Source organism: Hominiventricola sp. (assembly GCF_057604405.1).
This window is the reverse complement of sequence record NZ_DBLYVB010000012.1, coordinates 66,913-81,811: the sequence shown is the minus strand read 5'-3', so window position 1 is coordinate 81,811 and position 14,899 is coordinate 66,913. Positions and strand designations below refer to the sequence as shown.

12 protein-coding genes are annotated in these 14,899 nt (G+C 46.1%); 3 read left to right on the top strand and 9 right to left on the bottom strand.

The features are described from left to right. The first annotated feature begins 70 nt into the window (after window positions 1-70). Both ACZMB2_RS09050 and ACZMB2_RS09045 read left to right on the top strand, forming a co-directional pair. A complete protein-coding gene (locus ACZMB2_RS09050; RefSeq protein WP_118770038.1) occupies window positions 71-1,117 on the top strand; it encodes a tyrosine-type recombinase/integrase in 1,047 nt (348 codons plus the stop codon). Window positions 1,118-1,123: 6 nt separating this feature from the next. Continuing rightward, window positions 1,124-2,329, top strand: coding sequence for an MFS transporter (locus ACZMB2_RS09045; RefSeq protein ID WP_487596493.1), 1,206 nt, complete (start codon window positions 1,124-1,126; stop codon window positions 2,327-2,329). 20 nt (window positions 2,330-2,349) lie between these two features. On the opposite strand, the gene ACZMB2_RS09040 is transcribed toward ACZMB2_RS09045, so the two are convergent. From ACZMB2_RS09040 to ACZMB2_RS09000, 9 genes are all read right to left on the bottom strand, one after another. Beyond that, window positions 2,350-2,928: a M48 family metallopeptidase gene (locus ACZMB2_RS09040; protein ID WP_487596492.1), complete on the bottom strand. Its 579-nt coding sequence runs from the start codon at window positions 2,926-2,928 to the stop codon at window positions 2,350-2,352. Then, window positions 2,928-7,349, bottom strand: coding sequence for an acyl-CoA dehydratase activase (locus ACZMB2_RS09035; protein ID WP_487596491.1), 4,422 nt, complete (start codon window positions 7,347-7,349; stop codon window positions 2,928-2,930). Before ACZMB2_RS09035 ends, ACZMB2_RS09040 begins: the two co-directional genes overlap by 1 nt. Window positions 7,350-7,511: 162 nt before the next feature. Beyond that, a complete protein-coding gene (gene atpC / locus ACZMB2_RS09030) occupies window positions 7,512-7,925 on the bottom strand; it encodes an ATP synthase F1 subunit epsilon (RefSeq protein WP_487596490.1) in 414 nt (137 codons plus the stop codon). Between the two features lie 12 nt (window positions 7,926-7,937). Then, on the bottom strand, window positions 7,938-9,335 hold the full coding sequence (atpD, locus tag ACZMB2_RS09025) for a F0F1 ATP synthase subunit beta (protein WP_487596489.1): 1,398 nt from the start codon (window positions 9,333-9,335) through the stop codon (window positions 7,938-7,940). A 21-nt stretch (window positions 9,336-9,356) separates the two neighbouring features. Beyond that, window positions 9,357-10,259, bottom strand: a complete 903-nt coding sequence (gene atpG, locus ACZMB2_RS09020) for an ATP synthase F1 subunit gamma (RefSeq protein WP_487596488.1) — start codon at window positions 10,257-10,259, stop codon at window positions 9,357-9,359. Between the two features lies 1 nt (window position 10,260). Further along, on the bottom strand, window positions 10,261-12,279 hold the full coding sequence (gene atpA / locus ACZMB2_RS09015; protein WP_487596487.1) for a F0F1 ATP synthase subunit alpha: 2,019 nt from the start codon (window positions 12,277-12,279) through the stop codon (window positions 10,261-10,263). Beyond that, a complete protein-coding gene (locus ACZMB2_RS09010; protein ID WP_487596486.1) occupies window positions 12,266-12,754 on the bottom strand; it encodes a F0F1 ATP synthase subunit B in 489 nt (162 codons plus the stop codon). Before ACZMB2_RS09010 ends, atpA begins: the two co-directional genes overlap by 14 nt. Before the next feature lie 18 nt (window positions 12,755-12,772). Then, window positions 12,773-12,997 (bottom strand): ATP synthase F0 subunit C, encoded by a 225-nt coding sequence (gene atpE, locus ACZMB2_RS09005; protein ID WP_118769567.1) that lies wholly within the window; start codon window positions 12,995-12,997, stop codon window positions 12,773-12,775. A gap of 24 nt (window positions 12,998-13,021) precedes the next feature. Continuing rightward, window positions 13,022-13,699, bottom strand: a complete 678-nt coding sequence (locus ACZMB2_RS09000; protein WP_487596485.1) for a F0F1 ATP synthase subunit A — start codon at window positions 13,697-13,699, stop codon at window positions 13,022-13,024. A gap of 192 nt (window positions 13,700-13,891) precedes the next feature. Between ACZMB2_RS09000 and ACZMB2_RS08995 the strand changes: the two genes are divergently transcribed. Then, window positions 13,892-14,839, top strand: a complete 948-nt coding sequence (locus ACZMB2_RS08995) for a LysR family transcriptional regulator (RefSeq protein ID WP_487596484.1) — start codon at window positions 13,892-13,894, stop codon at window positions 14,837-14,839. Window positions 14,840-14,899: the final 60 nt, after the last annotated feature.

Below are 14,899 nucleotides of genomic sequence, written 5' to 3'. Positions count from 1 at the left end.
GATCTATAACTAGTCGCAAAATGGCAGTTTTACGACGCGTTGTATCCAAAATAAGGAGATGACATTATTTATGTCCCAAACTTATCATGAACAAATTGATTATAAAAACACCATGAAACTCCGGGAATTACAGAAAGAACTCCCCGCTTTCGCAGATGATTTCTTTCGTGCCATGGAAATTAAGAAGGCAACCAACACCCGCCGCAATTATGCTTACGACTTGAGTACCTTTTTTTATTTCCTGCGGACAACCAATTCTTACTTCCGTGACAAGGATCTTCGAACACTTCCGGTATCCATCCTGGATGATCTTCAGCCGGTGGATATTGAGGAATATCTCTCCTTCCTGACCTACTATGAAAAGGATGGCCAGATTTATCAAAACCATGAGGAAGGCAAAGCCAGAAAGTTAGCCACATTGAACACTTTTTTCGGCTATTTTCATAAAAAGGAAATGATTCAGAAAAATGCACCTTCTGTGGTGGATGTACCAAGGGTCAAGGAAAAAAACATCATCCGTCTGGATGCCAATGAGGTAGCCCAGCTCATTGATAATATTGAATCGGGAGAAAAGCTGACCAAACAGCAGAAAGTCTGGCATGAACGGAATAAGGCGCGGGACCTTGCCATTGTGGTCACTCTTCTAGGAACGGGTGTTCGAGTAACAGAGTTGGTGGGACTGGATCTTTCGGATCTGGATTTTGATAATGGAGCTATGCGGGTGATCCGAAAAGGCGGTAATGAGGATATTGTCTATTTTGGCGAAGAAACTGAAGAAATGCTGCGGAATTATCTGGATGAACGAATGAAAATGACGCCCGCACCGGGACATGAAAATGCACTGTTTATCTCCCAGAATAATACGCGGATTACAGTGCGTTCTGTGGAGCGTCTGGTAAAGAAATATGCTTCCACGGCAACAGTAAAGAAAATCACGCCTCACAAGCTGCGGAGTACCTATGGTACTGCCCTTTACCAGGAAACCGGCGACATCTATCTGGTAGCTGATGTGCTGGGTCATAAAAACGTCAATACGACCCGGAAGCATTATGCGGCTATGAAAGAAGAAAATAAACGAAAGGCAGCCAATATTGTACAGCTGCGGGAAAAGGAGTAAAAGTGTATGAAACTGAATAGGACAAAATTGATGCTGCAGTATTGTGTTCTGCAGGGCTCATACTGGGCATCATTCTGTGTGCTCTATGCATTTGCCACGGTCTTTTTATTAAGCCGTGGATTTGAAAGTTCCATGATCGGCGTGATTATTGCAGCCGGAAATATTTTAGGAGTTATTTTGCAGCCAGTTGTGGCATCCATTGCGGACCGTTCTGAAAAAATTTCTCTCCATAAATTAACGGCACTCTTATCTGTTATCATGATTGTGTTGATCGCGTTCCTGTATATGATTCCCAATATCCTGCTTGCAGTCGCCGTTCTGTTTTTACTGACGGATACATTTTTGCAGGTCATCCAGCCGCTCATTAATTCCGTCAGTGTTTACTATGTAAATCAGGGTGTATCCGTTGATTTTGGAGCAGCCAGAGGAATTGGTTCCCTCTCCTATGCAGCGGCTTCCTATATTCTTGGCATTGCGGTTGAAAGATTTGGAACGAAAAGTATTCTGATGGCGGGAATGCTGGTAGTTTTGATTATGCTGATGACGGTTCTCTCCATGCCAGTCCTCTCCTCTTCTGCCGCTTTGCAGTCAAAACAAATACAGCTGAAGCAGAGTGATGTAGGTCTTCTTGAATTTGCGAATAGATATAAATATTTTATGTTAACTTTAGCAGGCGTTACATTCCTATTTATCTTCCATAATATGAATAATGCTTATTTAATCAAGGTGATTGAAAACGTAGGCGGAACCTCTGCAGATATGGGACGTATGCTTTCCATTGCAGCGGTAACGGAGCTTCCGGTCATGTTCTTGTTTTCCAGAATTTCAAAACATTTTAAGAGCAGCACCCTGCTTATCGTTTCCGGCATCTTTTTTGCCATGCGTGCAGCCGGATTTATGCTGGCAGGAAATATGATGATTATGTATCTGGCAGCCACGCTGCAGATTGGCTCTTTTGCTCTTTATATTCCCTCTTCTGTCTACTATGTGAACGAGACTATGCTGGATCAGGACAAATTCAAAGGACAGGCAGTCATGACAGCCACCAATACCCTGGGAGGCGTCTTTGGAAGCCTTCTTGGAGGCTTTCTCATTGACCATGCAGGAGTTGGAGCCATGAATACTGTATGCTTTGCAATGGCCGCTGCAGGTGCTGTACTGGTGTTCTTGTTTGCAGGAAGACAAGGGCACGCTGAACACCAGATTTTTTAAAAGGTTTTCTTGCAATCAGGTCATGGTTCTTTTTTTAACCGTTCCCTGCAGACTTTCCAGTCAGGGTAATATTGGTCAAGAATTCCATAAAAATATGCATTGTGACCGCGTTCCAGAAGATGGACCAGTTCGTGTACTACCACGTATTCAATGCATTCTTCCGGATAGGCACCCAGCCACAGGCTGATAGAAATATTTCCATTCCTGGTGTTGCAGCTGCCCCATTGGGAACGTGTTTTCCGTATGGTTACTTTGCTGCTGCGGACACCAAGAATGGGTTCCCACTTTCGGAACATATCGGGCAGCAGAGCAAGAAGCCGATCCCGGTATGCAGGAGCCATCTGCTCTTTTTCCAGTTCTTTTTGTCGTTGTTCTTCCAATGTCGGAACAGATTTCATTTTTAATTTTCGTTCATAATTTTTCAACCAGTGACGGATATGAGGAGATTCCAATGCCTGCAATCCGGATTCATAACTGGCAGATAAGGGAATGGACATGCAGATAACCTTCGGTGCCTCTCTCTTAATCCGGACATTGGTATTCTTAACCTTCTTTTTCGTGATTTGTACCGTATAATCTTTCCAGAAAAATGTCTTCATCAGGCGCCTCTTTTCTGGGTTTTCTTCAGGTCCTGCTGCTGTCTCTCTTCTTCTGCTGCCGCACGGCTGTTCATAATGAGCATCTGCAGACGGTTCTCAATATTAGCAAAGCTCACATCCGGGTCATAATCCAGCGGCAGAATCTGCACATTGGGATAGAGTTCTTTCAGCCGTTTGGAAATACCGCGTCCTACTACATGGTTTGGCAGACATCCGAAAGGCTGGAGAATGATAAAGGCTTTGCATCCGTGGGCTGCATGGTGAAGAATTTCCCCTGGAATGAGCACTCCCTCTCCTGCATCAAACGTATGGTGGATAATCGGATCACTTTCTTTCACCAGATCCTGCATCCGACAAGCTGGTTCATAGAGAGGATGGGCAGATGCAATAGAATCGGTCATATTATGAGCCATATTAAAGACTCTATCAACGATAGCAAACCATGCTTTTTTATTTAATGGTTTCTTTAGATGGTATTCTTTGATCTGAGATCCCTGATAGAAATACGTTTTCCGGATGACATCGGTCATTTTGGCTTCAATGATCTCAAAACCGTTCTGTTCCAGATACCGCTCGACCTCATGGTTGGCGCCCGGATGGAAATTCAGGAGATATTCGCCTACAATCAGAACCTGCGGTTTGGGGTTACTTCGATCATAGTCTACCTGATTCATAATCTCAATGGCTTTTTTAAAGCCTTTTTTAGCCCCAGTGACGCCGGAATGAGTCAGACCATCTATCACCTGATCAAGTGCCCGCTCAAAGGCAGTATCGGCACTTCCAGCCGTTTTTTCATAAGGACGGATCTTTCTCAGCAGCTCTTCCAGTGCATCAATCATGGGAAGGGCAAAGGCAATGCGGACGGCGGATAACATATTCATCCGGAATCCCGGATGCATCTGATGGGAATCTATATCGTCATTCGTCAATATTGGAACATTGGCATATCCTGCATCATCGAGAGCCTTCCGCAGCAGAGCTCCATAATGGGTTAGACGGCAATCACCTATGTATTTCCCCATACCAACTGCCGCATGCTCCACATCATATTTTCCGCTTCGGAGAGCGGCAAGGGCTTCTCCGATGACAATTTGTGCCGGAAAACAAATGTCATTATGTACATACTTTTTTCCGAGACGGATGGCTTCTTCTCTACCAACTTCCAATGGAACAGCGCGAATTCCCTGGGTAGAAAGGGCTGCGGACATCACCCGGCAGAAAGCATGGGAAGTATTGGGAACCAGTACAATTTTTTCTTTCCGACATTCTTTTGTAAATTTTACCGGATAAGGATCGGTCAGTACACGGATTTCCTGGTGTGCACAGCGTTTGTGAGTCATGGCAACGGTTTCCAGAAAAGAACGGACACGGATGCGAAGAGGCCCCTGCACATCACTTTCATCCAGTTTCAGGATAAGAGGTGTCTTTCCTGAAATCTCTTTCATCAGACGGATAATCTCATCAGAAAGATAAGCATCATGGCCACAGCCAAAGCTTACCATCTGGACATATTCCAGATGGTCATTTTCCGCTGCCAGTACTGCTGATGAAAGCATCCTTGCATGATAATTATTGACAATATCCAGACGGCTGTTACGAAGATCTACGTCATTGACACCAGGAACAGCGTCAGCGGTCAGAACCGGAATACCCATGCTGGTAAACATTTTCGGTAGATCATGATTGACCAGTGCATCATTCTGATAAGGACGGGATGCCAGTACTACCGCGTAGGTATTGTTGGCTTCTACCTGCTCCATGACCTTCTGTCCGGCTTTTTTCAGCGCCTGCTCAAAGGAAGCCTGTGCCTGGTCAGCAGCTTCAATGGCCTTCAGACAGATGGAAGAATCGATTTCAAAGGTATCTTTCATATAAGCGGTCAGCTGCCGGTTTCGGTCTTCGGTCCGGTACCAGTGGAACAGGGGCGCATCATAAGGAATGTTCCAGCGCTTTTCCGGATTATCGGAGTTCCGGATGACGATTGGGTACCCTTTTACAATGGCACACATGGATTCGCTGGTACTGGCTGGATTCTCGGAAGAGACCGTGGTAATGGTCGGCATGAAAATCCGGTCTACGTGATGTTCTGCCAGATTCCGGATATGGCCATGCACCAGTTTTGCCGGGAAGCAGACCGTATCAGAGGTAACGGCGGAAAGTCCGCTCTCATAGATTTTCCGGGTACTCTTATCGGAAATACGTACCTGATAGCCAAGAGCCCGGAAGAAGGTATTCCAGAATGGCATGGTTTCCCAGTAGGATAATACCCGCGGAATACCGATAACAGTCTCTTTTTCCGGCAGTAACTGTGGATAAGGATAATCTTCAAACAACAGTTTTTCACGGACTTCAAATAAGTTCGGAACTGCACTGCTCTCTTTGTTCACTTCTTTGATTCTTTCCCGTACTTTTGCATCCTTCGGATCGCCCAGAATCTCACCCCGTTCACAGCGGTTATTGGTAATCCAGGAATTTCCGTTGGAGAAGGTTACAATGGTGCGCTGGCAGTGGTTGGTGCAGAATGGGCAGGGAAGGTTGGACTCTCTTTTATAGGAGAAGCTGTCTAGTGCATCCAGTCCGATGAAGGTCTGCTTCTGCTCTGCATGATACTGCTCTTTGGTAATCAGGGCCATGCCGATGGCACCCATAATGCCCGGGTAAGGAGCACGGATGACTTCACGGCCCAGATACTGCTCTAGCGCGCAGAGGACGGCGTCATTTTCAAAGGTCCCGCCCTGTACTACAATGCGGTCGCCTAAGAGATCCGTATTGGAAATGCGGATGACCTTGGTAAATACATTTTCAATGATAGAGCGGCACAGTCCCGCCATAATATCTTCCGACTGACATCCATTTCGTTGTTCGGTAATGATGCTGCTGTTCATGAACACGGTACAACGGCTTCCCAAAGCGGCCGGATGTTTGGAAGAAAAGGCAGCGTCGGCAATTTCCTGCATAGGAATATGTAAGGAGGACGCAAAGTTTCCAAGAAAGGAACCACATCCGGAGGAACATGCTTCATTGACCAGAATGTTGGTAATGATGCCGTGGTCCAGCCAGATGGCCTTCATGTCCTGTCCGCCAATATCCAGAAGGAAGGTGGCATCTTTTACATATTTTTCTGCTGCTCTTGCGTGAGCAACCGTCTCTACAGTATGACTCTCTGTACTGAAAGCTTTGGCAAAGAGCATCTCACCGTACCCGGTGGTACCTGCCGCCAGAATATGAAGTTCTGCTCCCGCCTCCCGGTAACGGTTCCGCATGGAAAGAAGGGCATTTTTCGCTACCGTTAAAGGATCTCCCTCATTGGGAGCATAGAAGGAATCCAGAATCTCTTCCTGCGCATTGATCAGGACAAATTTGGTAGTGGTACTCCCGGAATCAATACCCAGATAAGCTTCCACCACTTCTCCAGGATGCGGTTTCTTCCACTGAGGTGCCTCATGGTGATGGCGTTCCTCAAAGGCAGCCCGCTCTTTTTCGGATGCAAAGAAAGGTTTGGCAGTGGAAACGGTATGTCCGGTCTCCTCATTCTGCTCTTTGGCAAGCTGGCGGGTCAGTTTCGGAATCTCATAGACATCCTCCTGCTCTGCAAACATCTGTTCGAGAGACATGGCAGCGCCAAAAGCAACCATCAGTTCCGGATGTGACGGAATAATGGTCTCTTCTTCCGTAAGCGAAAGCCGCTCTGCAAACACACGGATCAAAGTCGGGTTAAAGGTCAGAGGACCACCCTCAAAAATCACCGGTTTTTCAATATCCAGTCCCTGGGCCAGACCACCGATGGTCTGTTTGGCAATGGCATGGAAGGCGGAAAGAGCCAGATCTTCCTTGGCAATTCCCTGGTTCAGAAGGGGCTGGATATCTGTCTTGGCATAGACGCCACATCGTCCGGAAATGTCATAGACACAGGTGCCTTTTGCTGCCAGTGCGTTAAATTCTTCCACCGGGACCTGTAAAATAGAGGCAATCTCATCAATAAAGGCTCCGGTACCACCGGCACAGCTTCCATTCATCCGCATGTCGGAAACCGTCAGAAGACCGGTATTTTCATCCTCTTTAAAAAAAATCATTTTGGCATCCTGACCGCCCAGTTCAATGGCGGTCCGTACCTGGCCATATTGTTCCCGCAGTGCCAGAGAATTTGCGACTACTTCCTGAATATAGGGAACTCCCAGGCGATCAGCCATGAGTTTTGCACCGGATCCGGTCAGGCTCAACCGGATTCTGGCGTGCGGAAATGCTTTTTCCAGTCGCTTCAGTGCATCATAAACACTTTTTACCTGGGCTGCGTTATGTCTCCGGTATTCGGAATAGACAATCTTTCCGTTATCTGGTTGAACTGCCACAATTTTTGTTGTGGTAGATCCTACATCAATACCGGTCAGTAATACTTGTCCATTATATCGTTCCTCTTTCAATCTTTTGTACCTCACTTAAAAACTATATATCAACATAACAATATTATGTAAATTTCATATAAACAATGATAAAAGTATTTTAACACCAAGGAGGCGGGTCTTTGGAATACGGGATTCCTCCGACCCGCCCCTCATGGACGGCAACTGCTTTACCAAGCAGTTTTAACGAACAAATTTTTCAGTTTCCTTCAGTCGTGTCAAAGCACGGGCCATTGCAGCCTGTGTCATATGATACTCCTGGATACTCTGCTTCTGACGAAGACGTTCCTGTGCACGTTCCAATGCCTCTTTTGCACGATTGGCATCCACTTCTTCCGGACGCTCTACCGTGTCAGCAAGGACTGTAACACGGTTGTTGGCTGCCATACAGAATCCTTTTCCAAGGACTGCATAGGTCCACTCGCCGCCTTCTTCCTTCTGTATGCGCATCTCGCCGTTTTGCACGGCAATAATAGTTTCCTCATGGTGTGCCATGATAGCCTGCTCTCCATCAACAGCCGGGACAATCAGGCAATGGCAGAATCCTTCATAAAAGATTCGGTCACTGGATATGATTTTCACATAAAACTTTGACATGATCCATCACCTCTATACGGTTGTAGTCAGAGTTTTTGCCTTCTGGACAACTTCCTCGATGGTTCCTACATTGAAGAATGCAGCTTCCGGATACTCATCCATTTCACCATTGATGATGGCCTGGAAGCCTTTGATGGTATCTTTCAGCGGCACATATTTACCTGGAATTCCTGTGAAATTCTCAGCTACATGGAACGGCTGGGACAGGAAACGCTGTACCTTTCTTGCACGGGCAACCGTCAGTTTATCTTCCTCTGACAATTCTTCCATACCAAGAATAGCAATAATATCCTGCAGTTCTTTATACTTTTGAAGCATCTCCTGCACGCGTCTTGCTGTCTCATAATGCTCCTCTCCGACCACGTCTGCTTCCAGAATACGGGAAGAAGACTCCAGCGGATCAACAGCCGGATAAATACCCTGTTCTACGATCTTTCTGGAAAGAACGGTAGTTGCATCCAAATGTGCAAAGGTAGTTGCCGGAGCCGGGTCAGTTAAGTCATCGGCAGGCACGTAAACAGCCTGTACAGAAGTAACAGAACCATTCTTTGTGGAAGCAATACGCTCCTGCAGCTCACCCATCTCTGTAGCCAGAGTCGGCTGATAACCTACTGCGGACGGCATACGTCCAAGCAGTGCAGATACCTCTGATCCTGCCTGTACGAAACGGAAAATGTTATCGATGAAGAGAAGCACATTCTGATGCATCTCATCACGGAAATATTCTGCCATAGTAAGTCCGGTCTCGGCTACACGCATACGCGCTCCAGGGGGCTCGTTCATCTGACCAAATACCAAAGCGGTTTTGTTCAGAACGCCGGATGCTTTCATCTCACTCCAGAGGTCATTTCCTTCACGGGAACGCTCTCCAACACCAGTGAAGATGGAATATCCGCCGTGCTCGGTAGCAATATTTCGGATCAGCTCCTGAATGAGGACGGTTTTACCCACACCGGCACCGCCGAACAGACCAATTTTACCACCCTTTGCATAAGGCGCCAAGAGGTCGATAACTTTGATACCTGTCTCCAGAATCTCAACAACCGGACTCTGATCTTCAAATGAAGGCGGATCCTGATGGATACACCATTTTTCTGAATCTGTAATTTCTCCCCCGCCGTCAACTGGCTGTCCCAACACGTTGAAGAGACGGCCAAGGGTCTGTTCACCTACCGGAACCGTAATGCCGGCACCGGTCTGAGTGACTTCCATGTCACGGCAAAGCCCTTCACTGGCGGCCAGCATAATGCAACGGACCACATTGTGTCCCATATGCTTGGCAACTTCCATGACACATTGTTTTCCATGGTTGTCAACTGTCAGGGCGTCTTTTATCTTGGGGAGATTGCCCTTTTCGAACAATACGTCGATAACCGGGCCTGAAACCTGTATGATTTTACCTTTTTCCATCACACATGTATCTCCTTTGCTTTATTTTTTCTGCTTCTGGGCTCTGGCACCGCTGCATACCTCAGTAATTTCCTGGGTAATGGCAGCCTGTCTTGCCCGGTTGTACATGATGCTTAAATCATGAAGAAGTTCATCCGCATTGTTTGTAGCCGATTCCATAGCCTGCATACGGGCACTTTGCTCACTGCAGAAGGATTCTACCAGTGCACAGTAAATAAAACCGGTCACATAGTTCGGCACAATACTGTCGGCAACGGATTTATCGTCAGGAACGGTACGGAACTCTTCCTGCTGGACATCAATAGGAATCTTCGGCATGGGCGGACGTTTCAGCGGAAGCATACGTTTTACCTCGGCATTACTCGTCATGCTATTTTCCATACGGGTGAAGATAACATCAATCTCGTCCAGTTCTCCAGACAGGAACTTGTCAAGAAGGATCTCAGCAATCCAGCGGGCACGGCTGAAGGTAGGATTCTGGGCCGTATACTGGAAATTTTCCTGAATGGGAATATGCTGCCCCATAAAGTACTGTCGTCCCAATTCTCCAACAACAAACAACTGGATTTCATTGTCCTGATCATCCAGATATTCCTGCGCCAGTTTTAACACATTATGGTTGTAAGCGCCGGCAAGTCCTTTATCGCCAGTGATGACCAGAAGTCCGATATTCTTTTTATCAGATGTATCGGTCGCTTCACCGCCCACCCCTTCGTTTTCAAAATACATATGGCTGACATCCGGAAGATGCCGGAGCATACGATCCATCATGGACTGCAGCGTGTAGAAATAGGGCTCTGTATTTTCCAGATCCTGTTTGGCTTTTCTCATCTTGGTGGATGAAATCATGTACATGGCATTGGTGATTTTTCTCGTATCCTGGATACTTTTGATCCGGTTCTGGATCTCATGCAGTCCTGCCATACTACTTCACCACCTGACTCTTATATTCCTTTACTGCATCTACAATCTTGTTGATCAGTGTATCACTTAAACTGTGCAGTTCTTCGATTTCTTCACCGATCTCAGGATGCTTCTGATCCATCCAGTTAAGCATATCTCTCTGGAACGCCTTCAGTCCTTTAACCGGAATATCCAAAAATAGCTTGTGGGTGGCTGCACACAAGGTAACAACCTGCTCGTGCAGGGAAAGTGGAGAACCAAGAGGCTGTTTTAACAGCTCCATCAGTCGTTTACCATATTCCAACTGCTCTTTCGTAATGGCATCCAGATCAGAACTGAACTGAGTAAATACTTCCATCTCACGATACTGAGCCAAGTCAATACGGATACTTCCGGCCGCTTTTTTCATGGCTTTTGTCTGTGCAGCACCACCTACACGGGATACGGACAAACCAACATTAACTGCCGGACGCATACCTGCATTGAACAGGTCACTCTCCAGGAAAATCTGACCATCTGTAATAGAAATAACGTTGGTCGGAATGTAAGCGGATACGTCACCTGCCTGGGTCTCAATGATCGGAAGTGCAGTAATGGAACCGCCTCCCTTTTCATCGCTTAAACGGCTGGAACGCTCCAACAGACGGGAATGCAGATAGAAAACATCACCCGGATATGCCTCACGGCCCGGAGAACGCTCCAACAACAGGGACAGAGAACGATATGCTACTGCGTGTTTAGACAGGTCATCATAAACGATCAATACATCCTGGCCTCTGTGCATGAAAAACTCTGCCAGTGCGGTTCCTGAATAAGGAGCCAGATACTGAAGCGGAGCCGGATCACTTGCAGTGGAAGATACCACGATGGTGTAATCCATAGCACCATGTTTTTCAAAATTGTGTACCAGTTTGGACACAGTAGATGCTTTCTGACCGATAGCTACATAGATACAGATTACATTCTTGCCTTTCTGGTTCAGAATGGTATCGGTAGCAATAGAAGTTTTACCGGTCTGGCGATCACCAATGATCAGCTCACGTTGTCCGCGTCCAATAGGAAACATGGAGTCGATGGAAAGAATACCAGTCTCCAATGGGGTATCAACAGACTTACGGTCTACAATGCCAGGAGCAGGCTCTTCTACCGCACGGTAATCAGTAGATTCTATCTTACCTTTTCCGTCAATAGGCTCTCCGAGGGCATTCACAACACGTCCAATATAGCCATCTCCTACTGGAATACCTGCCATCTTACCGGTACGTGCTGCACGGCTGCCTTCCTCAATCTCGGTGTCTTTTCCAAGAAGGATACAACCAATCTCGTGCTCACGGATATCCTGTACCATGGCTTTCTCACCATTATCAAATACAAGGATTTCACCGTACATAGCATGATCCACACCGTCGATATAGGCGATTCCATCACCTACGCGGCTGACAACACCGACTTCCTGGCTGGCAATATCCACATCATTCATATTGCCCTTTAAGATGCTGATAATGGCTTTCTGAGCCACCAGTGGACCATCACTGGACACGTCTAAAGACTGCAGTTTTTCCTGCAGTGCTTTTTTACGTCCGGATGAACTCCAGTCGAATTCTTCATTTCCGGCATGAAGAATAAAACCGCTTCCCAGCGCTTTGTTCTGCTTTCTGGAAATATTCAGAACCCGCTCCGGGTACTGATGTTTTAAAAATTTAATAATACCTTCATACTGAGCATCATCCGGCTCCGTTACATACTCCAGAACGCAGGAAAGAGGAGTTCTCTCTTCCTCTGACATTTCCATGTATGCTTTCAGAATATCATTCAGGGAACCAAGTGCGCCGTCCTCTACCAGGGAAAGAATGAACTCTCTGGATTCCGTCGGGAAAATTTCCTGAATAATATCTTCCCGTTTCATACGGGTGGTTGCCGGATTTTCCAGCTCAGTCTGAATCTGCGGAACTGCTTTTAAGATGTCTACGGCATGCTGCAGAACCTCCGGCCGCATGCGGACAGCTGTAAGCCGATCCAGATAGGAACTAAGATTCTTCATGAGTTGTCTCACCTGCTTTTGTCAAAAATTGGTCATAAAGAGCTCCGTCGTTATTTTCGGACTGCATGGATTTCACTGCGGCTTCCAGAATCATACCGCGGATCTCCTGCTCTGCTTTATTCATTACTTTTTCTTTCTGAAGAGCTGCTTCTTTCTTGGAGGAATCAATGATCTGTCCGGCTTTCTTATGTGCATCGGATACGATCTGATCATACTCTACACGGGCATCTGCCTGAGCATCTGCCATGATTTTAGCCTTTTCGCGTTCAATCTGAGCCTGGAACTGTGCGCTCTTCTCTTTCTCAGCCTTTGCATCGTCCTGAAGTTTCTGTGCTTCTGCGTAACGTGCATTGATGGCATCCTCACGCTTGGTGATGATATCATTGATCGGCTTAAAAAGAAATTTACGGATAATCACATACCAGATCAGCAGATTGACAATCGTAAAGACCAGATTTAAGTCTAATCTTAACATGTACAAGTCCGCCTTTCTTTACTGTAACAGGATGATGATCAGCAATGCGATAACGAAACCATAAATAGCGGTTGCCTCTGCAAGTGCTGCACCAAGAAGAAGAATCTTCGTAATTTTACCCTCAGCCTCTGGCTGTCTTGCGACTGCCTCTGCAGCTTTGGAAGTAGCGATACCAATACCGATTCCAGCTCCGATACCAGCGAGTACTGCGATACCAGCTCCGATAGCAATTAATGTTGACATAAATAAATCTCCTTTTCCTTCGTTTTACTCAATAGCTTCTTTAATAAATAGTCCCGTCAGGAAAACAAACACGTAGGCCTGAATCAGTCCGTCAAACACATCAAAATATGCGCTGAAAATGACCGGAAGACCGACGGGGAGGATACATTCGATCAGTTTCATAATAACAAATGCACCCAGTACGTTACCGAACAGTCGCATACACAGGGAAAGCGGTTTTACAAACACTTCCAGTATGTTAATAGGGGTAACAATTGCAATTGGCTGTGTAAAGCTTTTCAGCCATCCGCGGAAACCTTTTTTGTGAATGCCTGCATACTCAATAAGAATGATACTCATCAGAGCCAGGGCAGCCGTCACATTCAGGTCTTTGGTAGGCGGTTTAAATCCAAGCATACCGATCAGGTTTGCAACGCCAAGGTAAATCAGAATCGATGTAAGATATGATGCATAACCCTTTTCTTCTTCACCGATAATTCCCTCGCCGATTCCCTGAAGCCAGGTCACGATGTACTCCAACATCAACTGACCTCTGCCAGGATTTTCAACCTTCAGATTTCTGGTCAGCAGAATTGCTGCCAGCAGAAATACCGCCATGATAATCCATGTTACAACAACTGATTCCGAAATGCCGATGCCACCTATGGAAAAGACATTCTCGCATTGGAGTTCTTCCATCAGTTTTGGTCCTAAATTAGCCATAACTGCACTTCCTTTCTAAAGTATTCTTTGCTTTTACGGACATTCTGGCGATAAAAAAGAAAGCCTTGCCCCAAAGCTCGTTACCTATTATAATACCAACTAAAGGAAATGTATAATTGTATTTTTTTGGCGTTAATATAGATTATTTGAATGGATTAGCGATTTTTTTACAGAAAAAATGAGGTAAATGGAATGGACATCAGTTTTGATTATTATAAAATTTTTTATGAGGTTGCAAAGGCAAAAAGCATTTCACTGGCAGCACAGCATCTGTGCCTGACCCAGCCAACCATTACCAAATACATACAGAATCTGGAACAGGAACTTCATTGTAAATTGTTCGTCCGGTCGAGGAAGGGAGTCTCTCTTACTGCGGAGGGACAGATGCTGCTCCGTCAGGTAAGCCGTGCAGTTCAGCAGATGGAACGGGCAGGCGGCATGCTGCAGGAGTTTGTTAACTGTCAGAGCGGTAAGATTAACATTGGTGCCAGTGAAATGACCATGCGTTACTATCTTCTGCCTTATCTGGAACAGTTCCGGCAACAGTTCCCCAATGTCAATCTGCAGATCCACGCATTTTCCACGCCGGTTTCCCTGTCTGCTTTGAATGCAGGAACCATTGATTTTACGGTATCCATTACTCCTATCGAGGGGGCAGAACATTTTACGGTAACAAGAGTATCGGACTTTCAGGATATTGTGATTGCGGGAAGTCAGTATACATTTTTACAGGGGCGGACGCTGACTTTAAAAGAATTGAATAAATATCCGCTAGTCTGCATGGAAAAAGGTACTACCACAAGAAAATTCTGGGACAGTATTTTTAAAGATCATGGATGCGAGCTTCATCCGAACATTGAGGTAAATTCCAATGACCTGATCTCGCCTACCGTATTACATAACCTGGGAATCGGATTTGTTCCTTATAAATTCGCCCGTTCTTTTCTGATGAACTATGGACTCATTCAATTGGAGCTTGACATTCCCATTCCGCGTCGAGGGATCTGTATTGTGCAAAATCCTCATCATCCGCTCTCTCCTGCTGCCAAAGCGCTTCTGGACATGCTGATTCATCAGGAAAGGGAGCCGGAAGTGGAATCACTGGAGGAGTATCCGCAGGGGAACCGCCTGCCGTATTAAAAGCAAAACATTTGTTTGCTTTTTTCAATTGTGCGTGCTATAATGAGAAAAACGAATGTT

Coding starts and splice junctions, on each gene's coding strand:
- ACZMB2_RS09050 (WP_118770038.1), top strand. CDS start 71: ATGTCCCAAACTTATCATGAACAAATTGATTATAAAAACACCATGAAA.
- ACZMB2_RS09045 (WP_487596493.1), top strand. CDS start 1,124: ATGAAACTGAATAGGACAAAATTGATGCTGCAGTATTGTGTTCTGCAG.
- ACZMB2_RS09040 (WP_487596492.1), bottom strand. CDS start 2,928: ATGAAGACATTTTTCTGGAAAGATTATACGGTACAAATCACGAAAAAG.
- atpC (WP_487596490.1), bottom strand. CDS start 7,925: ATGTCAAAGTTTTATGTGAAAATCATATCCAGTGACCGAATCTTTTAT.
- atpD (WP_487596489.1), bottom strand. CDS start 9,335: ATGGAAAAAGGTAAAATCATACAGGTTTCAGGCCCGGTTATCGACGTA.
- atpG (WP_487596488.1), bottom strand. CDS start 10,259: ATGGCAGGACTGCATGAGATCCAGAACCGGATCAAAAGTATCCAGGAT.
- atpA (WP_487596487.1), bottom strand. CDS start 12,279: ATGAAGAATCTTAGTTCCTATCTGGATCGGCTTACAGCTGTCCGCATG.
- ACZMB2_RS09010 (WP_487596486.1), bottom strand. CDS start 12,754: ATGTTAAGATTAGACTTAAATCTGGTCTTTACGATTGTCAATCTGCTG.
- atpE (WP_118769567.1), bottom strand. CDS start 12,997: ATGTCAACATTAATTGCTATCGGAGCTGGTATCGCAGTACTCGCTGGT.
- ACZMB2_RS09000 (WP_487596485.1), bottom strand. CDS start 13,699: ATGGCTAATTTAGGACCAAAACTGATGGAAGAACTCCAATGCGAGAAT.
- ACZMB2_RS08995 (WP_487596484.1), top strand. CDS start 13,892: ATGGACATCAGTTTTGATTATTATAAAATTTTTTATGAGGTTGCAAAG.